The sequence below is a fragment of the Coprococcus sp. OM06-34AC genome (assembly GCF_003462545.1).
Taxonomy (GTDB): domain Bacteria; phylum Bacillota; class Clostridia; order Lachnospirales; family Lachnospiraceae; genus Coprococcus; species Coprococcus aceti.
This window is the reverse complement of sequence record NZ_QTZF01000002.1, coordinates 292,174-316,754: the sequence shown is the minus strand read 5'-3', so window position 1 is coordinate 316,754 and position 24,581 is coordinate 292,174. Positions and strand designations below refer to the sequence as shown.

At 46.7% G+C, this 24,581-nt stretch carries 21 protein-coding genes; 19 read left to right on the top strand and 2 right to left on the bottom strand.

The window, feature by feature from the left end:
- Window positions 1-91: 91 nt before the first annotated feature.
- Window positions 92-643 carry a metallophosphoesterase family protein gene (locus DXB91_RS04670; protein WP_022216994.1) on the top strand — a complete coding sequence of 184 codons (552 nt, stop codon included), beginning with the start codon at window positions 92-94 and terminating at the stop codon, window positions 641-643.
- 335 nt (window positions 644-978) lie between these two features.
- Here DXB91_RS04670 and DXB91_RS04665 read toward each other — a convergent pair whose 3' ends face one another.
- Window positions 979-1,611, bottom strand: a complete 633-nt coding sequence (locus DXB91_RS04665) for a TetR/AcrR family transcriptional regulator (protein ID WP_055145091.1) — start codon at window positions 1,609-1,611, stop codon at window positions 979-981.
- Between the two features lie 182 nt (window positions 1,612-1,793).
- On the opposite strand from DXB91_RS04665, the gene DXB91_RS04660 reads away from it, so the two are divergent.
- The 5 genes from DXB91_RS04660 to fabG all read left to right on the top strand — a co-directional run bounded on the left by DXB91_RS04660 (window position 1,794) and on the right by fabG (window position 8,900).
- Window positions 1,794-3,911 (top strand): efflux RND transporter permease subunit, encoded by a 2,118-nt coding sequence (locus DXB91_RS04660; RefSeq protein WP_118017087.1) that lies wholly within the window; start codon window positions 1,794-1,796, stop codon window positions 3,909-3,911.
- A 57-nt stretch (window positions 3,912-3,968) separates the two neighbouring features.
- Window positions 3,969-6,323, top strand: a complete 2,355-nt coding sequence (locus DXB91_RS04655) for a hypothetical protein (protein WP_118016941.1) — start codon at window positions 3,969-3,971, stop codon at window positions 6,321-6,323.
- 110 nt (window positions 6,324-6,433) lie between these two features.
- Window positions 6,434-6,667 carry an acyl carrier protein gene (gene acpP, locus DXB91_RS04650; RefSeq protein ID WP_022216990.1) on the top strand — a complete coding sequence of 78 codons (234 nt, stop codon included), beginning with the start codon at window positions 6,434-6,436 and terminating at the stop codon, window positions 6,665-6,667.
- 576 nt (window positions 6,668-7,243) lie between these two features.
- Complete coding sequence (gene fabD / locus DXB91_RS04645) at window positions 7,244-8,167, top strand: ACP S-malonyltransferase (RefSeq protein WP_015534623.1); 924 nt, start codon at window positions 7,244-7,246, stop codon at window positions 8,165-8,167.
- Complete coding sequence (gene fabG / locus DXB91_RS04640; RefSeq protein ID WP_055224018.1) at window positions 8,160-8,900, top strand: 3-oxoacyl-[acyl-carrier-protein] reductase; 741 nt, start codon at window positions 8,160-8,162, stop codon at window positions 8,898-8,900. The genes fabD and fabG overlap by 8 nt, the downstream gene beginning before the upstream one ends.
- A gap of 102 nt (window positions 8,901-9,002) precedes the next feature.
- On the opposite strand, the gene DXB91_RS04635 is transcribed toward fabG, so the two are convergent.
- The gene (locus DXB91_RS04635) at window positions 9,003-9,296 is read right to left on the bottom strand and encodes a helix-turn-helix domain-containing protein (protein ID WP_015534624.1); all 294 of its coding nucleotides are present in this window, start codon (window positions 9,294-9,296) and stop codon (window positions 9,003-9,005) included.
- Window positions 9,297-9,618: 322 nt separating this feature from the next.
- Between DXB91_RS04635 and DXB91_RS04630 the strand changes: the two genes are divergently transcribed.
- The 13 genes from DXB91_RS04630 to DXB91_RS04570 all read left to right on the top strand — a co-directional run bounded on the left by DXB91_RS04630 (window position 9,619) and on the right by DXB91_RS04570 (window position 24,581).
- Window positions 9,619-9,954 (top strand): cupin domain-containing protein, encoded by a 336-nt coding sequence (locus tag DXB91_RS04630; protein ID WP_022216987.1) that lies wholly within the window; start codon window positions 9,619-9,621, stop codon window positions 9,952-9,954.
- A 20-nt stretch (window positions 9,955-9,974) separates the two neighbouring features.
- Window positions 9,975-11,225 (top strand): glycoside hydrolase family 3 protein, encoded by a 1,251-nt coding sequence (locus tag DXB91_RS04625; protein ID WP_117550190.1) that lies wholly within the window; start codon window positions 9,975-9,977, stop codon window positions 11,223-11,225.
- 123 nt (window positions 11,226-11,348) lie between these two features.
- Window positions 11,349-12,584, top strand: a complete 1,236-nt coding sequence (fabF, locus tag DXB91_RS04620; RefSeq protein ID WP_022216985.1) for a beta-ketoacyl-ACP synthase II — start codon at window positions 11,349-11,351, stop codon at window positions 12,582-12,584.
- Between the two features lie 336 nt (window positions 12,585-12,920).
- The gene (locus tag DXB91_RS04615) at window positions 12,921-14,270 is read left to right on the top strand and encodes an aspartate aminotransferase family protein (protein ID WP_118016940.1); all 1,350 of its coding nucleotides are present in this window, start codon (window positions 12,921-12,923) and stop codon (window positions 14,268-14,270) included.
- A 26-nt stretch (window positions 14,271-14,296) separates the two neighbouring features.
- Window positions 14,297-15,871, top strand: a complete 1,575-nt coding sequence (locus DXB91_RS04610) for an ABC transporter substrate-binding protein (RefSeq protein ID WP_015534629.1) — start codon at window positions 14,297-14,299, stop codon at window positions 15,869-15,871.
- 88 nt (window positions 15,872-15,959) lie between these two features.
- Window positions 15,960-16,889 carry an ABC transporter permease gene (locus DXB91_RS04605; protein WP_055145097.1) on the top strand — a complete coding sequence of 310 codons (930 nt, stop codon included), beginning with the start codon at window positions 15,960-15,962 and terminating at the stop codon, window positions 16,887-16,889.
- A gap of 2 nt (window positions 16,890-16,891) precedes the next feature.
- The gene (locus DXB91_RS04600; RefSeq protein WP_117550193.1) at window positions 16,892-17,749 is read left to right on the top strand and encodes an ABC transporter permease; all 858 of its coding nucleotides are present in this window, start codon (window positions 16,892-16,894) and stop codon (window positions 17,747-17,749) included.
- A 12-nt stretch (window positions 17,750-17,761) separates the two neighbouring features.
- Window positions 17,762-18,787, top strand: a complete 1,026-nt coding sequence (locus DXB91_RS04595; RefSeq protein WP_118016939.1) for an ABC transporter ATP-binding protein — start codon at window positions 17,762-17,764, stop codon at window positions 18,785-18,787.
- Between the two features lie 4 nt (window positions 18,788-18,791).
- Window positions 18,792-19,775: an ABC transporter ATP-binding protein gene (locus DXB91_RS04590; RefSeq protein WP_015534632.1), complete on the top strand. Its 984-nt coding sequence runs from the start codon at window positions 18,792-18,794 to the stop codon at window positions 19,773-19,775.
- A 22-nt stretch (window positions 19,776-19,797) separates the two neighbouring features.
- Complete coding sequence (locus DXB91_RS04585) at window positions 19,798-21,492, top strand: ammonium transporter (protein ID WP_118016938.1); 1,695 nt, start codon at window positions 19,798-19,800, stop codon at window positions 21,490-21,492.
- Window positions 21,493-21,508: 16 nt separating this feature from the next.
- The gene (locus tag DXB91_RS04580) at window positions 21,509-22,438 is read left to right on the top strand and encodes a choline kinase family protein (protein WP_158564583.1); all 930 of its coding nucleotides are present in this window, start codon (window positions 21,509-21,511) and stop codon (window positions 22,436-22,438) included.
- A gap of 51 nt (window positions 22,439-22,489) precedes the next feature.
- Window positions 22,490-23,725, top strand: a complete 1,236-nt coding sequence (locus DXB91_RS04575; RefSeq protein ID WP_158564582.1) for a M20 family metallopeptidase — start codon at window positions 22,490-22,492, stop codon at window positions 23,723-23,725.
- A gap of 91 nt (window positions 23,726-23,816) precedes the next feature.
- Window positions 23,817-24,581: a DeoR/GlpR family DNA-binding transcription regulator gene (locus DXB91_RS04570; RefSeq protein WP_117550200.1), complete on the top strand. Its 765-nt coding sequence runs from the start codon at window positions 23,817-23,819 to the stop codon at window positions 24,579-24,581.

The following is a 24,581-nucleotide window of genomic DNA, read 5'->3' as shown; positions in this document are numbered from 1 at the left end:
TATATCATGGCAGCAGCCAGACATAGAAAATTATCCAGGCTGCTGCATATATTTACATGGTACGCTGAGTAGGAATGAGAGGTGATATTGTATGATATTTTATACGTCAGATCTTCATTTTGGACATGCAAATGCTATAAAATTTGATGAGAGACCATTTACAGATGTGGATGATATGGCTGATGGAATGATACATAACTGGAACAGCAGGGTAGGAAAGAATGATACAGTGTATATTCTCGGGGATTTCTGCTTTAAATTGAAAGATCCGGAGCCGATCCTTGCAAGACTTAAAGGACACAAGCGCCTCATCCTTGGCAATCACGATCAGGTAATAATGGGAAGTGAGAAGCTGCAGTCCTACTTCGACGATATACAGAAGATGGACTATGTGAGCGACAGAGGTAAGCTGATAGTTATGTGTCACTTTCCGATAGCTGAGTGGAATAAGAAGAAAAGCGGGGCATACCATTTCTATGGACATATCCACAAGAGCAGTCCTGAAGTGTACAGATTCATGACCGGCCAGGGACGTGCTTACAATGTAGGCTGCATGATCAACAACTACATGCCGTGCACCGCTGACGAGATCATCCGAAATAACGAGATATATCAAGCCAGATTACAGTCAGAGGCTAAATGATAAGAGGTATAAGGACGTATGTATATGTAACTGGCAACCTGTATTTTTAAGTTTTGTAATTCCACATGCTTCCAATAACTGCCGGAAGTAAAATCAGAATGCATCATGCAGCGAAAACATAGAAGTAAACGGAAAAGAAGGAATAAGGAGGAATTGTATAATTATGAAAATATTAAATGACATATAGTGTAATTTAATGCTATAAAAAACCAGCCCATAGGTGTTAACGAAAAAGTAGATTACCACCGTGTAGGCTTTTTGCGCTTTCCCGGATGGGCACAATCCCTCGTCAGCACCTATGGGCGTCCGTCTCAGCACCCATGGGCGTCCGGCAGTTAATTCTTGGAAGGCAGCGTAATGTAATTTCGATCCACCGCCTGGAACAGCTTTGGTCTGAAGTCCTCCTTGGTAAGTTCGAATATGGAGTGTGACACCAGGAAGTAATAAGCCTCCACAGCCTGATCCACGTTGATACTCGTGATCTCCGGGCTGTTCAGGTATCCCTTGATGGCAACGGTGAGACCCATTACCAGATACTTACATATAATAAGAGGAGACAGCATAGGATTGTCAGGAATCTGATCAGTGTCAAATATCTTCAGGTGTTCCTTGAAGAAACTGGTGAACTGTTCGATCATGACCTGCTCAAAGCTGTTCTGCCCGGTTGTCTCAAAAAGCTTTCTGTAAAGCTTCGCTTCATTAATAATGTGTGTGAAGAGATATTTTATGGCCTCAAGGATCATGTTGTGCTCAAGCAGTACCTCCAGTTCCTTGGTCACCTCATTGTAGAGCATGTAATCCATCAGCTCATATTTGTCTTTAAAATGTCTGTAGAATATAGGTCTTGATATTCCAACGTCTTCAGCGATCATCGTGACAGTGATCTTATCAAAGGAATATTCGTTTACAAGCTTTTTGAAGCTTTTGATAATTTTATCTTCAGTCTTTTCCTCGCTTGGATTAGGCACTTTCCCAAACCTCCCTCAGTTTATAATTTGTTTATAATCAATTTTGAATATGTGTTCAAACGTTTGTTACAGATTAGCATATTTGTAACAAAATGTAAACGTTTTCGTATTTTGGGTAGTTTATTTAAGAAATATCAGGTTGTATAATCCACCACAGAATAGAAAAAGGAGATGTTATGGCTATGTTAAAACTAGGAGAAAAGATAGTAAGTGCGAGGGTCGTAATACTGATTCTCAGCTTAGTTCTTCTCATACCAGCGGCATACGGTTATATCAAGACCAGGGTAAACTACGATATTCTGTCATATCTTCCGAAGGATATCGAGACCATGGAAGGTCAGGATATACTGGTTGACCAGTTCGGTACAGGAGCCTTCTCACTGTATGTGGTAGAGGGGATGGAAGACAAAGATGTATCCGCACTGAAATCAAAGATTGAAAAAGTAGACCATGTATCAAAGGTTATATGGTATGACAGCTTTGCAGACCTGTCAGTACCAAAGGATATGCTTCCTGAAAGCCTTTATGATGCATTTAACAATGACGAAAAGAATGCCACCATGATGGCCATCATATTTGATGATACCACATCGGCGGACGGCACAATGGATGCCATCGAGGAGATAAGAAGCATATCAAACAAGCAGTGCTTCCTGTCCGGTATGTCAGCGGTTGTCGTCGATACCAAGAAGCTGTCAGAGAAGGAGACCCCGATATACGTACTTATAGCGGTTATCCTGAGTAGTATCATCCTGGCGATCACAATGGACTCTATCATGATCCCGGTACTCTTCCTTACAAGTATAGGAATGGCGATCGTGTACAACCTTGGATCAAATATCTTCATGGGTCAGGTATCATACATAACAAAGGCGCTGGCTGCGGTACTTCAGCTCGGAGTTACAATGGATTACTCCATATTCCTGTGGCACAGCTACAAGGCACAGCAGAAGGAATACACGGATAAGAAAGAGGCTATGGCACACGCTATCGCAGAGACAATATCATCAGTTGTGGGAAGTTCCATAACAACAGTTGCCGGATTCGTTGCACTGTGCTTCATGAGCTTTACCCTCGGACTTGACCTTGGTATCGTCATGGCAAAGGGTGTCGTACTCGGAGTTATCGCATGTGTAACGATACTTCCATCACTCATCCTTGTATTTGACAAGGCGATAGAGAAGACAACACACAGAGTAATACTTCCAGAGTTCAAGGGAGTAGGAAAATTCATAGCTAAGCACTACAAAGTATTCCTTGTATTGTTCGTGATCATCCTGATCCCTGCAATATACGGATACAATCATACAAAGGTTTATTACAAGCTGGATTCATCACTTCCAGACAGCCTGGAGAGTGTTCAGGCCAACACAGAGCTGGCTGAGGCATTCAACATGAATTCAACACATATGATACTTGTCACAAATGATCAGAGTGACAAGGACACAAGAAACATGATGTCAGATATCGAGAACATCGATGGAGTTAAGTTCTGTCTCGGACTTGACAGCATCATTGGAGCAGGTATTCCAACCGACTTCATACCTTCAGATGTCACAGAGGCGCTCAAGAGCGATGACTGGCAGCTGATACTCGTCGGATCAGAGTACGAGGTTGCTTCAGATGAGGTTAACAATCAGTGTACAGAGATCGATAATACCATCGATTCATACAACGAGAAGAACATGCTGGTTGGTGAGGCTCCTTGTACAAAGGATCTTATCACTATAACAGATAAGGATTTCGCATCTGTAAGTACAGTATCCATCGGAGCGATATTCATTATCATCCTCTGTGTATTCGGTTCAATATCACTGCCAATCGTACTTGTGGCAGTCATAGAGTTTGCGATATTCATCAATATGGGTATCCCATGCTTCACCGGAACAGAGATACCGTTCATAGCTTCAATAGTTATCGGTACTATCCAGCTCGGCGCGACGGTTGATTACGCCATACTGATGACAACGAAGTACAAGAGAAACAGACTGAACGGATACAGAAAGTTTGACGCCGTGGCAACAGCATGCCAGGAGTCAGTACAGTCCATAGTTGTCAGTGCACTTTCATTCTTCGCTGCAACATTTGGCGTAGGTCTTTACTCAGATATAGATATGATCAGCGCGCTGTGTACACTTATGGCTCGTGGAGCACTAATAAGTATGTGTGCAGTTATCCTGATGCTTCCATCAGCACTGATGCTCTTCGATAAGGTCATCATGTTCAGATACAGGAAGAACCTGATGGATGGACCATCAGCGAAGGTTAGCGATGAGGACACTGCAGCCACTCAGGTATAGCAGTTATAAACAGATGTAACTACGGAACTTTTGTAATCTATGAAAAGAGGTAATAATATGATCAAATGGAAGAAATATATATGCGTTGCATTATCAGCAGTTATGATGGCATCACTGGCAACAGGATGCGGAGATACAAATGACAGCTCATCCTCAGACAAGGCCGAGGCTACAACCGAGAGCGAGTCAGACACACTTCAGGATGCACTTACATCTGAGATATCCAAGGATGGCGCATCTGACGCAGACAAGGAAGAGACAGTATATGTCCTTGCCGATGCAAATGGAAATGCAAATGACGTTACAGTCGGCACATGGCTGAAGAACTCAGACGGTGCAGAGGGACTCAACGACAAGACAAACCTCACAGACATCCAGAACGTGAAGGGCTATGAGGAATACAAGGACAACGGCGATGGCACTATAACATGGGCTGCAAATGGATCAGATATCTACTATCAGGGCAAGTCAAATGAGGAGCTCCCTGTAGATGTAAAGATAACATACAAGCTTGACGGCGAGGAGATAGAGCCTTCAGAGCTTGCAGGCAAGAGCGGTAAGGTCACCATCAGATTTGATTATACCAACAACACCAAGAAGACAGTCACAGTGGACAGCAAGAATACAGAGGTCATCTCACCATTTGTAATGCTCTCAGGAATGATCCTTCCTGTAGATAAGTTCTCAAACGTTCAGGTTGAGAATGGTAAGGTCATCTCAGAGGGAAGCAACCAGATCGTAGTCGGATATGCAGTTCCTGGATTCAAGCAGTGCTTACAGGATGGTATAAATGACAGCAAGATAGAGACAGCACTTGATAACATAGATGTACCTGATTATGTTGAGGTTACAGCGGATGTCACAGACTTCGAGCTCTCAATGACCATGACGGTTGCAGCAAGTGACCTTCTTGGATCAAGCGCAGAGGATGCCATAGACGAGGTTAAGGATAAGGCTGATGTCAGCTCACTCACAGACAGCGTAGATCAGCTCGGTGATTCTGCAGATCAGCTCGAGGAGGGTTCAGGAAAGATCACAAATGGTCTGGAGACTCTGAAGGATGGTACTTACTCATTAAAGAAGGGTGCTGACACACTGGCAGACGGTGCAGCTTCACTTGAGACATATACAAGCCAGCTGGCAGATGGTACTTCACAGATATCAACAGCCATGGGAACCCTGGACGATGGAATCAAGTCCATAAAGGATGGTTCTTCAGCACTTAATGACGGAGCTAAGACACTGGCAACTGGAGCTAAGACAGTAGATACAAGTGTTGGCACACTCAAGAGTGGTGCTGATAAGTTAAACAAGGGTGCAAATGAACTTCAGGCAGGCTTTGAGGGAACGGACAGCAATCCTGGACTTTCCAAGGGCGCAAGCTCACTGGCATCAGGAGCAAGCAATGCATATGCAGGTTCACAGGCACTTGCAAAGGGCGCTACAGAGCTCAATAATGGTGTGAACACATTGATCACCATGCTGACAGGAATGCCATCACAGATCGTAAGCCAGGCTCAGTCAAATGTATACAGCCAGCTCGGCGGTTCCATAACAAGCGAGGCCGGAATAGATGCGGCTATGTCACAGCTTGAAGGAGCACTTGCATTAGGTAAGACTACTCTGGATGCGGCAAAGGGCGATGGAACATACGATGCATATTTTGCACAGTACACAGGCCTTGCAAAGGCAAAGGGTGCTCTCAATGCGATCGATCAGATAGGAACGACCCTCACAGCTACTTTGACTTCAGAGGAGACAACAGCACAGATAACAGCATTACAGCAGGGTGCTGAGACACTGGATACCAAGATGGGCGAGTTGTCAACAGGACTCAAGACCATCAGTGACGGTGCTTCAAGCATTTCAACAGGAATCGATTCCGCATATGCAGGTGTCAAGGCAATCGCAAAGGGAACCGGAGATCTCTCAAGAGGTGCAGCAGCACTCAAGAAGGGTACAAAGACTCTCAGCGATGGAGCAGCTACAATATCAACAAATATGAACACACTGTATCAGGGAAGCTTAACACTGGCAAATGGAAGCAGCCAGTTAAAGACAGCGGCAGGAACTCTTGATTCAAGTGCAGGCCAGATCGCAGCAGGAGCAAAGACCCTCAGTGATGGAGCATCACAGCTTGACAGCGGAAGCAAGACTCTGGATGACGGAGCAAAGGAGCTTGTAACAGGTTCAAAGACTCTCAGCGATGGAATGAAGCAGTTCAACGAAGAGGGTATCAAGAAGATCACAAAGCTGTTTGCAGGCAACTATCAGGCAGACATTGATTATATAGAGGCACTCTTCTCAGACGATACAACTTACACAAGTTTCACAGGTACGATCGATGGTACAAAGAGCACAGTTAAGTTCATATATGAGACAGGTGCGATCAAGTCTGACGCTGAAAAATAAGCGAAAAAACAATGAAAATCTTCGTGTTGACTTTACTGTAGCCTTAGGTTATAGTATAAGCGTCCGTGAGGATAATGGTAACATTTACTATAGTTTAGGAGGATTAGAACATGTTTGATAAGGTTAAGGCAATATTCGAGGAGCAGTTAGGAGTTTCACAGGACGAGATGAAGCTTGACACAAACTTCAAGGATGATCTTGGTGTTGATTCACTTGATCTTTACGAGATCGTTATGAAGCTTGAGGATGAGTTCGATGTTGAGATCCCTGCTGAGGAGCTCGATGACGTAGCTACATTTGAGGACGTACTTAACTACCTTAAGAGCAAGGGTGTTGAGGAGTAATATTGCTAACTGAACAGATTGGACTGTTTTGAATACATTTGTTATTCAAAGTTGTCATGTATCGGACATGACATAACTTTGGTAGCCAGCCAGGACATGAGTCCTGACTGACCATCCAAGGTTATATATATTATATGAGAGTTGATTTACAGCAGATGCTTTGAGCCGTGGGGCTTGATGGCATGTGCTTTTTTTGTGCGTTAATACACCGCCAAGCGACACCGGCATCTCCGAGCTTGCTCGGTAGATGTCGGTGTCATTTGGCGGTTAAGCGGTACATGAAACACCGAAGGCCGGCAGGCCGGAGTGTGAATGTACTGCGTCAGGTTGCGGGAGCACGAAGTGCGGAGCAACCTGGGGTATTAACGCACATAGTATTCGTGAGCCGTGCGACACAATCATCTCCGAGCTTGCTCGGTAGATGATTGCGTCATTAAACGCACATGCGGCATCTTGACCTTGCGATTTTGCGAGGCATGGCATATAATAGCAAATGACTTGTGATTTCAAAAGCCTGCATAGTGGCAGGATAGATATAAATATAGAAAATAAAGGTTAAAAGAAAGGAAAAAAGAAATGGGTAAGACAGCAGTTATATTCCCAGGTCAGGGCGCACAGTATGTGGGCATGGCAAAGGATTTTTATGACAGTTTTGAGGACAGCAAGAAGGTATTTGACGAGGCAGATGACGTTCTGGATATAGAGCTTAAGAAGATCTGTTTCGAGGAGAACGATGACATCAACAAGACAGAGTACACACAGCCGGCCATGGTTGCTGCAGAGGTTGCCATATATGAGCACCTGAAGAACGCAGGTCTCAAGGCTGATGTATTTGCAGGACTCTCACTCGGTGAGTACAGCGCACTTGTTGCAGCAGGAGCCATGACTCTCGCTGACGGCATCAAGACAGTTAGAAGAAGAGGTATCCTCATGCAGAACGAAGTACCTCTCGGAATGGGCGGAATGGCAGCAGTCATAGCAATGGACGCTGACAAGATTGCCGAGATATGTGAGAACACACCTGGCAAGGTACAGATAGCAAACTACAACTGTCCTGGACAGATCGTTATATCAGGTGAGGCAGAGGCTGTTAAGGCAGCATCAGCAGCACTTGCAGAGGCTGGAGCCAAGAGAGTTATCCCACTCAACGTAAGTGGTCCTTTCCACTCACAGATGCTTGTTCCAGCAGGAGAGAAGCTTTATGACTTCCTTCAGGGCGTGGATGTTGCAGAGGGATTTGCTCCTTACTACTGCAATGCAGACGCAGAGGAGATCACAGACGCAGCCAAGGTAAAAGAGCTTCTGAAGAGACAGGTGTACTCATCAGTAAGATGGCAGCAGACAATAGAGAACATGATAGCTGACGGTGTTGACACATTTATCGAGGTCGGCCCGGGCAAGACTCTCACAGGCTTCATGAAGAAGATCAACAGAGAGGTAAAGAGTATAAATATTGCAACTGTAGACGATTTAGCGAAATTGGAGGAACTGAATGCTTAAGGACAAGGTAGCAGTGGTAACAGGTGCCGGAAGAGGTATCGGACGTGAGATAGCAAAGACATTTGCCGGATACGGCGCAAAGGTAGTAGTAAACTTCAATGGCTCAGAGGAGCGCGCAAACAGCCTGGTTGAGGAGGTCAAGGCAGCAGGCGGAGAGGCAGTTGCTTTCAAGGCAAATGTGGCAGATTTCGCTGAGGCTGAGGCACTCATGAAGTTCGCAGTTGCTACATATGGAAGAATAGATATTCTCGTGAACAATGCGGGAATCACAAGAGACAATCTTGTACTTGGAATGAAGGAGGCTGATTTCGACGATGTTATCAATATCAACCTCAAGGGTACATTCAACTGTATCAAGCATGTGTACAGAACCATGATGAAGCAGAAGTACGGACGTATCATCAACATGTCATCCGTAGTAGGTATAGAGGGAAATGCTGGACAGGTGAACTACGCAGCATCCAAGGCTGGTGTTATAGGTATCACCAAGTCTATAGCCAAGGAGCTCGGAAGCCGTGGAATCACAGCGAACGCCATCGCTCCTGGATTCATCAAGACAGACATGACAGATGCACTCTCAGACAAGGCAAAGGAGGCTATGCTTGACCATATCACAGTCAAGAGACTTGGTGAAGTATCAGACATCGCTGAGACAGCAGCATTCCTTGCTTCAGATAAGGCATCATACATAACAGGTCAGGTCATCAAGGTTGACGGTGGCATGAGCCTGTAGAATATACAGATCACGATCTGGAATAATACAAATAGAAAACAGGGTATCGCAACAATGTTGTGATACCCTGTATCTGTAATATGAACATTATAAAGTTATGTTTTATTTCTTGTTCAGTTTGGAGAATTCCTTTGCAAGCCCAAGAAGCTGTGCGTGCTGATGTTCTGTCAACTGGGTTGTATCAATATACTTGGCACTTGAATCATCCCCTTTGAGAAGATAATCAGTGGAGCAGTTGAAATATTCAGCGATGCGGAGAATCATGCTCACAGACGGGTCGATGGAATTGTTCTCCCAATTGCTTATAGTCTGGAATGCCACTGATAACTCCCCTGCAAGCTCTTTCTGTGTCATCTTGTTCGCGGTGCGCAGTGTTCTTAATTGTTCACCTATCATAATAATCAGAGCTCCTTTAAATCCAAAAAAACGTAGTGACCCTCACTAATTAATAATAGCTGAATGGTATTGGGTTTACAAAAGATAAAACTATACTTATAATAGAAAAATGGCTTTTTTTGTCATATTTTGGGCATTTGTTATTGATCAGATGTACTCTGATAGTAATGTGTGCATGCCAGGTTGTTTTGATTCGTACAAATGTCATAATAAATCATTACAACAATTCTAGTACGTTGATTTTTCAACATACTAGAATACTAAAAAGTGGAATAATACTATAAGCGAACAATATATCAGAATATATCAGGAGGTAACGAACATGGGAATCATGAAGAATATCGCACAGTCAGAGGTACTTAAGCTCAAGGATCAGGTGGCATATCAGGAGGGACAGGTCGTAAGTAAGACACTTGCCCAGAATGTATGCATGAGTATAACCTTATTTGCATTTGACAAGGATGAGGAGATCAGCACACACGAGTCTGACGGAGATGCATTTGTGACATGCCTTGACGGTGTGGGCGAGGTGACAATAGACGGTGTCAAGTATGAACTCCACGAGGGCGAGTCAATAGTAATGCCTGCAAAGCATCCACATGCCGTATACGGCAAGGAGCAGTTCAAGATGCTTCTGGTGGTTGTGTTCCAGTTGTAATTGAATCACGGAGAAAACCAATGAAAAAAGCAATTGTGTTATTGATCGTAATGGTGTGTCTGGCAGCCGGAATATGGGGAATCTTCATGCTGAGAGGCAGCGCGGGGAAAGCCGGGGACCACGTAGAAAATGACAATGGAAATACAGGCGTAGCTGCTGATGTCACGGAGAGCGGAACTACGACAGAAGAGCAGACCGCGGATAGCCAGGAAACGACGGAGGTGACCGAGGAGGAGAAGCCGAGTCTGGTGGATGAGACACTTGCTGGGATGACGCTTCATGAAAAGGTCTGTCAGATGATGTTTGTGACTCCGGAGGAGCTCACGGGAGAGGACGGCGTGACAGTGGCAGGGGATGCGACCAGACAGGCTCTGGAGAATTATCCTGTTGGCGGTATCGTGTACTTTGCGAAGAACCTTGAGAGTCAGGATCAGGTGAAGGAGATGATCGACAACTCCCAGAAGTACAGCAGTATAGGATTATTTGTGGCGACCGACGAGGAGGGCGGCGTGGTAAACCGCCTGATGGATACTGTCGGAACCACATATATAGGCTCCATGTACTATTACAAGGACGACGGAGACGAAACGGCATATGAGAACGCATACACCATAGCAAATGATATGTCGGCGCTTGGCTTCAATCTCGACTTTGCGCCGGTGGCGGACGTGTGGTCGAACCCAGACAATACGGTTATCGGCGAGCGCGCATACAGTGATGACTACGCTCAGGCGGCAGAGCTCGTTGGAAATGCAGTGAAGGGCTTCAACGACGGAGGAGTCATGTGCACCCTGAAGCATTTCCCGGGGCATGGAGACACGGCGGAGGACTCACATTATAGCAGTGCCTATGTGCATAGAACAAAGGAAGAGATTATGGCGGATGAGATGCAGCCGTTCAGGTCGGGTATAGAGGCGGGGGCAGAATTTGTCATGGTCGGACATCTGATCGTCCCGGATATAGACGAGGTTCCAGCCACTCTCTCATACAAGATAGCGACCGGTATTCTCAGGGATGAACTGAAGTTTGAAGGAGTTGCCATAACCGATTCATTTGAGATGGAATCCATAGCGGACAATTACAGTGTGGATGATGCGGTAGTGATGTCGGTAAAAGCCGGAATGGATATGATACTGCAGCCGAAGGATATGGCGTCGGCGGTGAATTCCATAGAACAGGCAGTGGCGGACGGCGAGCTGTCAGAGGACAGGATAGACGAGAGCGTCCGAAGGATACTCACCCTGAAGGAGAGCCGCGGACTGCTCAAATAGCAAACTATGTAGTAATCAAAACTATTTAACCTTGTTATATATATTACATTGTGGTAAAATTATTTTTATCTGGGGTGCAAAAATGCACTGTCAGCAGATAGAATGAAAAATACGAGGTATGAGATGAAAAGAGTAGTTGTAACAGGCATGGGTGCTGTGACACCTATAGGAAACAGTGTAGAAGAATTCTGGGATAATATAAAGAAGAATACAGTTGGTATCGGAGAGATCACAAAGTTTGATGTCAGCGATTACAAGTGCAAGCTTGCTGCTGAGGTGAAGAACTTTGATCCAAAGCAGTATATGGATCCAAAGGCGGCAAGACGTATGGAGCCATTTTGTCAGTATGCCATAGCAGCTACAGGCGAGGCGATCAAGGATGCAGGTCTTGACCTTGAGAAGGAAGACAGAACAAGGATCGGAACATGTATAGGAAACGGACTTGGCGGTGTGGCAACCATAGAGAAGGAGCACAAGAAGGTTGTAGAGGGCAAAGCGAACAGAGTCAGTGTAATGATGGTTCCTATGATGATATCCAACATGGCTGCGGGCAATGTTGCAATACAGTTTGGCCTTGAGGGCAAATGTACTGACATAGTTACAGCCTGTGCCACAGGAACAAACTCTATAGGAGAGGCTTACAGATATATACAGGCAGGAGAGGCCGATGTCATGGTTGCAGGTGGTGCAGAGTCACCTATCTGTGAGACAAATGTATCAGGATTTATCTCAATGACAGCACTTTCAAGTGCAGAGGATCCTATGAGAGCGTCCATACCATTTGACAAGGACAGATGTGGATTCGTAATAGCAGAGGGCGCAGGAGTTGTTGTACTTGAGTCACTTGAGCATGCTCAGGCGAGAGGTGCCCAGATCCTGGCTGAGGTAGTCGGATATGGTTCAACCTGTGATGCATATCACATCACATCCCCTAAGGAGGACGGAAGTGGTGCAGGACGTGCCATGAAGCTTGCCATGGAGGAGGCCGGAATCACACCTGCTGACGTTGACTACATCAACGCACATGGAACAAGTACCCATCACAATGACCTCTTTGAGACAAGAGCCATCAAGTATGCTATGGGCGATGACGCATACAACGTGAACATCAATTCCACAAAGTCCATGATAGGACATCTGTTTGGAGCTGCCGGAGCAGTTGAGTTCATAACATGTGTGAAGTCCATAGAGGATTCATACATCCATCCAACAGTTGGTCTCCGCGAGACAGAGGGTGAGATGGATCTCAACTACACCATGGGCGAGGGTGTACACAAGGATATTACATATGCGCTCAGCAACTCACTGGGATTTGGCGGACACAACGCAAGTATACTTGTGAAGAAGTTCGAGGCATAATACAGGCAGGATTACTGATAATTACATATAACAGGAAAACATCACTTCAGACACAGGGGTGATGTTTTTTTGTGCGCTGTCCCAGGTTAATAAAATAAATATTTGGGGGACATAAACTAATAAAACCACAAAACAACACAAAAAAACATGAAAAACAAATGAAAACCAGAAAAACCCACAAAATGTGTTGACAATCCCACATGGCGTGGCTATGATACAAAGCAAAACAGAAGCGCGTATCTGATTTTAGAGTGCAAAGGGGCACGGAGATAGAACTGTAAAGTTTCATCTCTGTGCCCCTTTTGTTTTAACAGGGAAATCTTTTGGAGGTGGAATATGGCTACTAAATCAAGCATTATGGACACTAACAGCTACAGTGATGACTACAGTTCACTGCTCAGTAACACGACAAGGGATATGATAAACCGCCGTGAGAAATGGATGGGTGGCGCATACAGACTTTTCTATAGAAAGCCGGTCAACCTTGTGAGAGGACAGGGACAGTACCTCTGGGATGCAGAGGGGAATAAATATCTGGACATGTACAACAATGTGGCAGGAATCGGTCATTGCCATCCTGCTGTGGTCGAGGCAGTTACAGAGCAGATGAAGCTTTTAAATACCCACACACGTTATCTGCATGAGAGGATCATTGATTACAGTGAGGATCTGCTGAAGATGATGCCGGACGAGATAGACAAGATAATGTTCATGTGTACCGGTTCTGAGGCAAATGACCTGGCACTTAGAGTGGCACAGGAATACACGGGCGGCACCGGAATCATAGTTTCAAGGGAGGCGTACCACGGAACAAGTGCTCTGACATCGGGATGTTCACCGGCTCTTGGAAGTGAGCAGCCACTGCTTCCGAATGTAAGACTCATTGAGACACCTGACTATTACAGACATGGCTGTACACCTGAGGAGTTCACCGCATGGTACTCAGGAGAGATGCAGAAGAAGATCGATGAGCTGGAGGCAGCAGGATATAAGTTCTCATGCTTCCTTGCAGATTCTATATTCTCATCAGATGGAGTACATCCGAATCCGGTCGGTTTCCTGAAGGTGGCCATCGACGTGGTTCATAAGAATGGCGGTGTGTTCATCGCCGATGAGGTACAGCCGGGATTTGCAAGAACGGGAGATGCGTTCTGGGGATTTGCCAGACATGGAATCATACCTGACATGGTGACAACAGGAAAGCCTATGGGTAACGGAATTCCGATCTCAGGACTTGCCGCCAAGCATGAGGTGCTCGCCGCATTCAGCGACAAACTTCCATATTTCAATACATTTGGAGGAAATCCAGTGGCTATCGCAGCCGCACAGGCTGTGCTTAATGTCATAAAAGAAGAAAAGCTGCAGGAGCATTGCAAGGTGGTCGGTGCAAAGCTTCTGAAAGCATTGCAGGAGGTAAAGGACAGACATCCTGATTCTGTGGGAGACGTCAGAGGCGCAGGCCTGTTCATTGGATTTGAGCTTGCGAAGAATGACGGCAAGAAGACTCCGGATCAGCAGAAGGCACTGGATGCCATCGAACTTCTGCGAGACAACAATGTACTGACTTCTGTTGCAGGCCCTTATGGAAATGTCTTAAAGCTTCGTCCGCCTATGGCATTCCAGGAGTGCGATATCGACTGGATAGCATCAACCCTCGATAAATGTCTGCATCAGCTTGAGTCATAGATAACACACGAAAAGGAGGAAGAATTATGAAAAAGAAGATTTGTTCAATACTTTTGGCAGCCGCGCTGGCACTTACGGTGACTGCGTGTGGAAGCTCTGGAGGAAGTACAGATGGGAGCACACAGGCAGTGACAACAAGCTCTGAGTCCAAGACGGACAAGGACACACTGGTGATCCTGGGAGCAGAGAACTGGCAGGCATCACTCAGCCCACTGAAGCACACTTCCACGATGATGCTTCACGCAGAGGCCATAGCTCTGGAACATCTACTGGTCATGGATGAGAAGACACAGGAGCCACAGCCTAATCTTGCTACTGAGTGGTCATATGACGACAGTCAGACAGTCCTGACGGTCAAGCTCCGTGAGGGCGTAAAGTTCCACGACGGTTCAGACTTTACCGCAGAGGATGCCGCAGCATCATGTGAGGCATATTCAAGCTCACAGAACGTATCCGGTTCATGGTGGGCAGATGAGTTAAAGTGTAAGGTCATCGACGATTATACATTTACCATAACTCCGGCATCGGGAAAGCCTCTTGGCTCTCTGGTCAACATGCTTTGTTCAACTCCGATAATGTCCGCTGACGATCTTGCAGATCCTGAGAACACTCTGGATAAGAGATACAACGGAACCGGCCCATACAAGATGGTAAGCTTTGAGAACGATACAGCGACATATGAGCTGTTCGACGATTACTGGGGAACTCTTCCTAAGATAAAGAAGATCGAGTACAAGTACGTTGCGGATGCCACAACACGTCTGTCAGCACTGCAGTCAGGTGAGGCCGATGTCATCGAGCGTGTTGATTCCGATGCGGTGTCTGTGCTTGAGTCAGACAGCAATATCGTGGTTGACAAGTTCCTCACCACAGAGTGTAAGCACCTTATTCCAAAGTTCAAGATGCCGCCTATGAATGAGAAGCTCGTCAGAAAGGCGATAGCCTACGCGATCGATTATGACGGAATCGTAAATGATATATTTGGCGGATATGCAGAGAAGGCAGACAGCTTTATCTCCTCAACTATATGGGGCTACAAGGCTGTAGGTGGTGTCGGCGAGTACGATCCTGAGAAGGCTGCAGAGTGCCTGAAGGAAGCCGGCTATGAGAATGGCGAGGGTCTTCCAGAGCTCAACATCTACACATCCGTTGGTTTTTACCCTAAGACAAAGGAATATTACGAGTACATTGCAGCTTGTTTACAGGCTGTCGGTATCAACTGTAAGGTCGTTCCACTTGATACTTCATCATGGGGCGATGTGTTATATGAAGAAACTCCTTGCTACATGATCGACTGTGGATGGCAGCCATCAGGTATCGAGCCTGAGCTGAAGCTGAATTCATGGTATGCAGCAGGTCGAATCAGCCACTATGAGCCTACGGCAGAGCTTCAGGACATCATGGACAGATTCGCAACTGAGACAGACCCAGATAAGAGAAAGCAGATCCTTCAGGACGAGTACCTTCCGGCCCTGGCAGAGGAGATGCCTGATATCCCTATCATCAAGTCCATGACTATCTTCGGAGTAAGATCAAATGTCAAAGGTCTTGAGTACACAAGTGGTGCAGATTATATCTTCACAAATGTCACAAAAGAGTAAGCGCATAGCAATATATTAGATTCACAAAAAGGGGCTGCATGTGTAAGGATACAGCATGTGGCCCTTTTTAAGAAGGGAGGAAATCAAAGTGCTGGGAACCGTTTTAAAAAGACTTGCACAGGGCATTTTTGTTACCTTTTGCGTTATATTTATCAGCTTTGTAATACTTCGAATGATACCGGGAGATCCGGCGAAGGTCATGGCTCCGACAGCAACAGTAGAACAGCAGCAGGCGATCAGAGACAGTATGGGACTGGAAAAGTCCATCCCAGAGCAGTTTAAAATGTACATGGTGAATCTGTTCCACGGAGATCTTGGAGAGTCCTATTTCAAGAGCGATACAGTCCTGAATGTTATGGAGCAGGCCACACCTTTATCATTGATACTGCTGATATCTTCAGTGGTCATATCGATCATATTATCCCTGATCCTGGGAACCATCGCAGGACTAAATGGAAATAAATGGGAAGATCGTCTCATCTCGAGTATTGCGGTACTGTTCCAGTCAATGCCTAACTACTGGGTATCCTCCGTGTTGATCATTATTTTCTCAGTCAGACTTGGACTGCTGCCGTCAATGGATTATTCAGGACCTGCATCCTGCGTGCTCCCGACAGTTGCACTGGCACTCCCGCTCACGGCGGTGCTTACCAAGGTGGTGCGTTCCTCACTGATAGACAGCTACAATCAGGAATTTGTCAAGGTTGCATATGCGAGAGGAATATCGACAGTGGCGATATATTTCAAATACGCACTCAGGAATTCACTTATCCCTGTACTGATATCCCTAGGAACACAGCTTGGCTTTCTGGTAGGAAGTATCGTTGTTGTCGAGTATGTATTTAACTTCCCGGGAATCGGATACACGGTGTTAAATGCGATCCTTCGAAGAGATTACAACCTGGTTCAGGGAATTATCATTCTGTTTTCCGTATTCTTTATTGTTTTGAATATTGCCATTGATCTTGGAAGTATCCGTCTTGATCCACGAATGAGAAAAGCACAGGGAGGACTGTAATTATGAAGAAAAAAAGTAAATTTAGATCAGTCCTTCAGTGGATTGGTAAAAACAAATTATTTACACTTGGAATCATTATTGTAGGAATCTATCTCCTTGCCGGAATCTTTGCGCCGCTCATCGCGCCGTCGGACCCGGGCAAGGCAAACCCATCCATCAGATTATTGAAACCGTTTCAGGATCCGGCACACTGGCTGGGAACTGATGCCATAGGACGTGATCTGTTCTCGAGACTTTTGTATGGGATCCGTACCTCAGTCATAATTGGTTTCTGCAGCGTTCTGCTGGCCGCCATCATAGGACTGATAGTCGGAATCATATCCGGTCTCACAAGTCCGGGACCTCTGGATTCAGTGCTGATGAGAATCACCGATGTACAGATGGGATTCCCATTTATCGTACTTGCCATGATCGCACTCACACTGTTCGCACCGAATGAGGTGTCGGTAACCATAGTGCTGAGTCTGGCACTGTGGCCGGCCTATGCGAGAACGGTGCGGTCAAATGTAATACCCCAGAAGAGCACAGATTATATCGCAGCGGCAAAGCTCATGGGGGCGAGCTCATGGAGGATATCCACGAAGTATATCGGCAAGAATCTGATCCCTGCCATGCTTCCTCTCATACCGCTTGATATCGCCGGAATGATCATCAACGAGAGCTTGCTCAGCTACATGTCACTCGGTATAAATCCGCCAAAGATATCCCTTGGAAACATAATGTCCGATGCCCGTGGCTATATTGCATCTGATGCATGGTATATCATGATCCCCGGCATCGTTCTTATCATCATGGTTCTCGGACTGAATTTTATCGGTGACAATCTTCAGGTTCATTTCGATCCAAAGCTTCGCAAATAGGAGGATAACAGTATGGATAATAATACAGAAAAAGATACAGATGTGATCCTTGAGGTAAAGGATTTAAAGACCTATTTCAAGACCGGTCCGCACAAAGTCGTGAAAGCAGTTGAGGGAGTCAACTTCTCACTGCGGAAGGGCAAGGTGCTTGGAATAATAGGAGAGAGTGGTTCCGGCAAGAGCGTGACGGCGAGATCGATACTGAGGATCGTGGAATCTCCGGGTTACATAGCAGGCGGCGAGATCAGGTTCAAAGGTCAGGATATACTGAAGCTCCCGGAGAAGGAGATGAAGAGCATCCGTGGAAATGAGATCTCCATGATATTCCAGGATCCTACTACATCGTTCAATCCCTACATGACAATTGGAGCACAGCTTGCCGAGGCCTATAACGCACATACCCCATCGGGTTCAGAAAAGGCAAAACAGGAGATAATGAGAGTTCTCAAGCTTGTCGGAATAACCAACGGCGAGGAGGTCATAAAGAAATACCCGTGTGAGTTCTCAGCGGGTTTCAGACAGAGGATATTCATAGCGATGTCAATGATATTGTACCCGGATCTGCTCATAGCGGACGAGCCTACAACAAGTCTTGGAATCACCATTCAGGCGGAGATCATCGAAGCCCTCAGTGAGGTGCAGAAGCAGACCGGCATCTCCATCATGATAATCACCCACGACTTTGGCGTGGTGTCCCAGTTCTCAGACGACATATTTGTCATGTATGCGGGAAGATGCGTGGAGTCGGCATCCAAGAAGAATCTGCTCAGAAATCCAAAGCATCCTTATACGGTTGGACTTATCCGTTCTGTTCCGCTTCTCGAGGCTCGTAAGACGAAGAGACTGAAATCCATTCCGGGATTCCCGCCGGATATGTCAAATGTCCCGGAGGGATGCCCATTTGCTTCCCGTTGTGAATATGCGAAAGATATATGTCATAAAGAGGTGCCGGCACTGAAACCGGTTGGAGAGGGACATATGTGTGCCTGCCATTTCCCACTGGATTATGACATTAACGAAGATACAGAATTGGGGTGATCATATGAAGGATATAGTATTATCTTGCGATAATCTGCTGAAGCAGTATCCGGTGAAAAAGGGAATGTTCAACAAGGTTGTCGGACAGAAGAACATAGTCGACCATGTCTCGCTGGAGCTGGAAAAGGGCAAGACACTTGCGATCGTCGGAGAGTCGGGCTGTGGCAAGACGGTGCTGACGAGAGTCCTGTTGGGAATTGAGGACAAGACGGACGGAAGTATCGTATTTGAAGGAAAATCCGTGGATGATATGACGCCCCAGGAAAAGAGCGATATGAAGGCAAAGATACAGATGATCTTTCAGGACACTCTGGGATCGCTGCATCCGAGAATGAGTATCCGTGAATCACTTGAGGAGCCATTGATCCTGAATGGAGTGAAGGACAAGGAGGAGAGGGAGAAGATCATTCTGGACACACTTTCACAGGTTGGAATGGCACCGATGTTCCTTGACAGATATCCGCATCAGTTATCCGGTGGACAGAGACAGAGGATAATCATAGCGCGGTGTCTGGTCGTCACACCGAAGATCATATTTGCCGATGAGCCTATATCGGCACTGGACGTGTCATTGCAGGCACAGGTCATAAATATGCTGATGGATCTGCAGGACAAATATAAGTTGTCCATGCTGCTGATCGCCCACGATCTGGCTGTGGTGAGACAGATCGCGGATCAGATAAAGATCATGTATTTCGGAGAGATAGTCGAGAGTGCACCGAGCAGCGAGATATACAAGAATGCGCAGCACCCATATACAAAGGTTCTGCTCAAGGCGGCTCCGAGTATAAGCAAGGGACTTGAGGATGCGGGATTTGACATAGACCTTAAGCCAGGTGATATACCTGATCCGGCAAAGCCGATGCCGGGATGTCCGTTCTGTACACGCTGTATATATGCGGATGAACGTTGTATGAAGGAGCGCCCGGAGGAGACAGAGGTATCACCGGGACATACGGTTCGCTGTCACAAGGCAGGACAGATATAACAGAGATTAAGGAGGAATCGTGATGGAATATAGTGCAGTCAGTACGATATGGATTATGGTAGGAACGGTACTCATTTTCTTCATGCAGGCGGGCTTTGCGATGCTTGAGACCGGCATGACGAGGGTAAAAAATGCAGGAAATATCGCCATGAAGAATCTGGTTGACTATTGTATCGGTTCGGTGACGTTCTGGTTGATAGGATTCGGAATTATGTATGGCGGCGACGGAGCTGTACTGGGTAAGATCAAAGGTGTGGCAATGGAATCGGTATATGGAGGCGGCATGCTTCCTGACGGGATCCCATTCTGGGCATTCCTGATATTTCAGACAGTATTCGCTGCGACGGCGGCGACCATCGTGTCGGGTGCCATGGCGGCGAGAACTAAATTTGCAGCATATTGTATCTACAGTCTGATGATAAGTCTGGTGATCTATCCTATATCGGGACACTGGATATGGGGAGACGGCTGGCTGGCACAGCTCGGATTCCATGATCTTGCCGGATCCACAGTTGTACATATGGTGGGCGGTGCCGCTGCATTTGCAGGAGCGTGGATGCTCGGCCCGCGTATCGGAAAGTATTCAAGAAGCGGAAAGTCGAAGAAGATACCGGGACACAGCATGCCGCTGTCAGTGCTTGGAATATTTATCCTGTGGTTTGGCTGGTTCGGCTTCAACGGAAGCTCGGTTCTGCCACTGACAGGAGATACGGTGTCGCTAGTTGGCAAGGTGTTCTGTAACACCAATCTATCCGCTGCGGCTGGAGCAGTCACAGCGATGTGTATAAGCTGGGCGTGGAAGAAGAAGCCGGATATCGCCATGACACTCAACGGCGCTCTGGCAGGCCTGGTTTCTATCACTGCGGGAGCCGACGTTATAAGTACACCACTTGCGGTGTTGGTCGGAATCGTGTCCGGAGCGATAGTAGTTGGGGGAATGCATTTCATAGAGAACGTGGTAAAGATAGATGATCCTGTGGGAGCCATCGCGGCACACGGATTCGGTGGCCTGTGGGGAACTGTAGCGGTTGGATTGTTCTCAGACGGAACCGCCACAAAGACAAAGGGCCTGCTGCTCGGCGGTGGTGGCTATCAGTGCGGAATCCAGATCCTTGGCGGAATAGTTGTGTTCCTGTATGTATTTGCAGCTTCGGCACTACTGTTCAAGATCGTTCAGAAGACCATCGGCCTTCGTGTATCGGCTGAGGATGAGATGGATGGACTGGATATCAGTGAGCACGGATTTTCAAATACTTACACAGAGGTGCTGTCCTCAGACGGAATAAGCGCGCCTATGATGAATGTGCCTAAGATCGATGGCAAGGCATTTGACAGCACAGAAAATGCGGAGAATCTTAACATATCCAAGGTGGTCATCATAGCGAGAAAGAACAAGCTTGACGCACTGCTTCACGCCATGAATGACATAAATGTAACTGGAGTTACGATCACGGATGTGACCGGATATGGTATACAGAAGGGAAATAATGACAAATATTACCGCAGTTCGGATGCGGATCTGAACCTGCTTCCTAAGGTGAAGGTCGAGGTCATAGTCAGCACTGTACCTGTGTCCAGGGTTGTGGAAACTGCGGAGAAGGTGCTGTACTCCGGCAACTATGGCGATGGCAAGATATTCGTATACGATGTGAAAAATGTTGTGAAGGTTAGAACCGGAGAGGTTGGAAGAGAAGCATTGATTGATGAGAGCAAGTAGGAGAGGAGGCTTTTTTATGCGCAAGACAACAATTGATGAGGCGATCGCAAGGATCGATGACTGGAAGGGCAAGGAGATCAGTTACAAGTCCGTTTCAGGAGGAATAACGAATCCGAATTTCAAAGTGGATGTGGAGGGAGAGCATTTCTTCCTCAAGATACCGGGAGCCGGCACGGATTACATAAACCGTGAAGTATGCCACGAGGCAAATGTGATCGCGGACGAGAGCAAGGCAGGCCCAAGAGTCTATTATTATTTCGAGGATACAGGTGTTGAGATATTCCAGTGGCTTGACGGCTACCGCCAGGTGACATTTGGCGATGTGTATGACAAAGATATATTCCAGTCGATATTCGAGAGGATCAGGGACTTCCACCATCTCGAGACAAAGCCGCTGAACCTGAAGCAGAGCATATTTGAACAGGCGTGGGATATGAACGCAAGGGCGAAGAAGGGCGGCTATATATCACCGTTTAATGACAAGATGGAGTATCTGCTCTCTGCTATTGAGAAGGCGCTGGCGGGCAGTGAGGAGCTGTGTCCGTGCCACAATGATTTCTGGACAAACAACCTGATGTACAACGAGGAGACAAATGATCTGAAGATCATAGATTATGAGTATGCGTCCATGAATGATCCTTATGTGGATCTGGGTCTGATATCTGCTGTGAACTATTTCACCGAGGATATGGACGTGGAGATGATGAAGATATACGGCGGAGGCAAGGTTGATGAGAGAGCATTTGCCAGAATGAAGCTGAACAAGATAGCCTGCGATATCAAGTGGGCGTATTGGGCACTGTATCAGGCGGCCAGCTCCAACGTGGAGTTTGATTACATGAACTGGTATGGACAGAAGATGGCGAGACTGCAGCATTTCTGGCTCGATTCAAGGCTGGATTACTGGCTCGACGTTGCGAGGGAGAAGAGTACCCGTATCAGTTGATGATCAGCAGATCGTATTATGAAACCGGTTCAGGAAAGGGAGATGTATATCATGAAAGATTATTATAAGAATATGGAAGATTCATGGGTAGAATTTGTCAGTAAGAATATACGCGCACAGGCATATTCCGGGGAGGAGAGAGCCACCTCGGAGGTGTTTATGCAGGCCATGGAGGAGCTTGGTATTGAGCATTTCCGCGATGAGTGCGGCAACGTGGTCGGAGTCATCCGCGGAGAGGGTGACGGTCCAAACGTGCTTCTGACTGGACATATGGATGTTGTGCCTGAGGGAAGCATAGATGCATGGAGTCCGTATTCGCCATTTGAGCCGAAGGTGGAGGATGGAAAGTTATACGGCAGAGGCATAAGCGATATGCTTGCTGGCCTGACTTCGGAATTCTTTGCATTTATGGAGATCAAAAAGCTGGTGGATGCCGGGGCGAAGATATCGGGCAATCTTATATTTGCTGCAGTCGTCTATGAGGAGCCGGCGGAGAGTATCGGAACGATTTATCTTATGGAGCACACTCTTCCGGAGCACGGCATTGATGTTGACCTGTGCTATCTGGGGGAGCCGTCAGACGGCAATCTTGCCATCGGACAGCGAGGCAAGATCGAGCTTGTCATAGAGGTGTACGGTAAGGTGGCGCACTCGTCCGCTCCGCAGGAGGGCATAAATGCTGTTGAGAAAGCTCTCCCTATAATGGATGCGATCATGCATAACTTTGGCAGGGAACCGCTCGTACATGAGATGGGTAAGACGTCCATGGTCATCACTGATGTGGTGGTAACACCGGGACAGAAGTATTCCTGTGTGCCGGACTATTGTGAGATCACAGTGGATCAGAGATATGTGCCACCTATGACCATAGAGGATACGGTGAGCAGGGTTCAGAAATTCCTGGATGAGCAGAAGAAAAAGGATCCTGAGCTCAGAGCTGTCGTTCATCCGAGAATGAATAAGAGGACGTGTTACACCGGTTATGAGGCGGAGGCGGCAAAGCAGCATCCGGCGTGGGTGACCGGCAAGGATAATGAGTATGTCGAGCTGACATACAGGACGCTTAAGGAGCTTGGTCAGGATGTTGAGAAGATATACTGGCAGTTTGGAACCGACGGAAGCGTTATATGCGGCAAATACAACATACCGACTATAGGATATTCGGGTGCGATGATGAGTCAGGCGCATCAGGCACAGGAGCATGTGGAGATCGACAGGATCCTCGACTGTATAGAGGGATATACTGCGGTTCTCTGCAGGCTGTATGGACTGGATATGTCGGAATAAAGGTTTACACGGCACCGCTTATTTTGATACAATCATGTTGCAGGTCAGAAAACATAGGGCTCAGTTTATAAGGAAGTAAGGGAGGGGACAGATGTTAGCAGATCAGCGTAAACAGATAATATTGGATCAGGTAAATCTTAATCATTCGGTTACTGTTGCCAGACTGGTTGAGCTGCTGGGCGTGTCGACCGAGACGGTGAGACGTGATCTTGAGGATCTTGAAAATAACAACATGCTCACGAGGGTACACGGCGGTGCGGTTTCTGTGAAGAAGAGATACCGGTTTGAGAATATGGATGTCAGGGGCACATCCAATATGGAACTCAAGGAGCAGATAGCCAGGAAAGCGCTTGAGTATGTGAAGGATGGAGACACCATAGCGATAGATTCAGGCAGCACGGCGTCATTGTTCGCCATGGCACTGAAGGCGCGCAATTTTGACTCACTATCCGTCATAACCTATTCCTCGGAGGTGTTCTCCATATTATCGGAATGTGAAAATTACAGGATAACCCTGCTGGGCGGTGAATATCTCCCGAAGGAGAAGTTGTTTTATGGCTTCCTGACACATGAGGCGATGCAGAAACTGTATTTTTCAAAGGCATTTGTAGTACCTTCGGCACTTTCGGTCGAGGATGGCGCACATGATTTTATAAGGGAGACCTATGAGAATCAGTGCATGCTGATAGGCCATGCTAGCGAGGTATTTCTGCTGGCGGACAGCACGAAATTCGAGACAAAGGGAGATTTCAAGCTCAGTGATCTCCAGCCGGAATTCACCATCATAACCGACGATAAGCTTCCGGAGTCTGTATACAATATGTATAGAGATCACAAGCTGAACGTGGTAAGTTGA

Coding starts and splice junctions, on each gene's coding strand:
- DXB91_RS04670 (WP_022216994.1), top strand. CDS start 92: ATGATATTTTATACGTCAGATCTTCATTTTGGACATGCAAATGCTATA.
- DXB91_RS04660 (WP_118017087.1), top strand. CDS start 1,794: ATGTTAAAACTAGGAGAAAAGATAGTAAGTGCGAGGGTCGTAATACTG.
- DXB91_RS04655 (WP_118016941.1), top strand. CDS start 3,969: ATGATCAAATGGAAGAAATATATATGCGTTGCATTATCAGCAGTTATG.
- acpP (WP_022216990.1), top strand. CDS start 6,434: ATGTTTGATAAGGTTAAGGCAATATTCGAGGAGCAGTTAGGAGTTTCA.
- fabD (WP_015534623.1), top strand. CDS start 7,244: ATGGGTAAGACAGCAGTTATATTCCCAGGTCAGGGCGCACAGTATGTG.
- fabG (WP_055224018.1), top strand. CDS start 8,160: ATGCTTAAGGACAAGGTAGCAGTGGTAACAGGTGCCGGAAGAGGTATC.
- DXB91_RS04635 (WP_015534624.1), bottom strand. CDS start 9,296: ATGATAGGTGAACAATTAAGAACACTGCGCACCGCGAACAAGATGACA.
- DXB91_RS04630 (WP_022216987.1), top strand. CDS start 9,619: ATGGGAATCATGAAGAATATCGCACAGTCAGAGGTACTTAAGCTCAAG.
- DXB91_RS04625 (WP_117550190.1), top strand. CDS start 9,975: ATGAAAAAAGCAATTGTGTTATTGATCGTAATGGTGTGTCTGGCAGCC.
- fabF (WP_022216985.1), top strand. CDS start 11,349: ATGAAAAGAGTAGTTGTAACAGGCATGGGTGCTGTGACACCTATAGGA.
- DXB91_RS04615 (WP_118016940.1), top strand. CDS start 12,921: ATGGCTACTAAATCAAGCATTATGGACACTAACAGCTACAGTGATGAC.
- DXB91_RS04610 (WP_015534629.1), top strand. CDS start 14,297: ATGAAAAAGAAGATTTGTTCAATACTTTTGGCAGCCGCGCTGGCACTT.
- DXB91_RS04600 (WP_117550193.1), top strand. CDS start 16,892: ATGAAGAAAAAAAGTAAATTTAGATCAGTCCTTCAGTGGATTGGTAAA.
- DXB91_RS04595 (WP_118016939.1), top strand. CDS start 17,762: ATGGATAATAATACAGAAAAAGATACAGATGTGATCCTTGAGGTAAAG.
- DXB91_RS04590 (WP_015534632.1), top strand. CDS start 18,792: ATGAAGGATATAGTATTATCTTGCGATAATCTGCTGAAGCAGTATCCG.
- DXB91_RS04585 (WP_118016938.1), top strand. CDS start 19,798: ATGGAATATAGTGCAGTCAGTACGATATGGATTATGGTAGGAACGGTA.
- DXB91_RS04580 (WP_158564583.1), top strand. CDS start 21,509: ATGCGCAAGACAACAATTGATGAGGCGATCGCAAGGATCGATGACTGG.
- DXB91_RS04575 (WP_158564582.1), top strand. CDS start 22,490: ATGAAAGATTATTATAAGAATATGGAAGATTCATGGGTAGAATTTGTC.
- DXB91_RS04570 (WP_117550200.1), top strand. CDS start 23,817: ATGTTAGCAGATCAGCGTAAACAGATAATATTGGATCAGGTAAATCTT.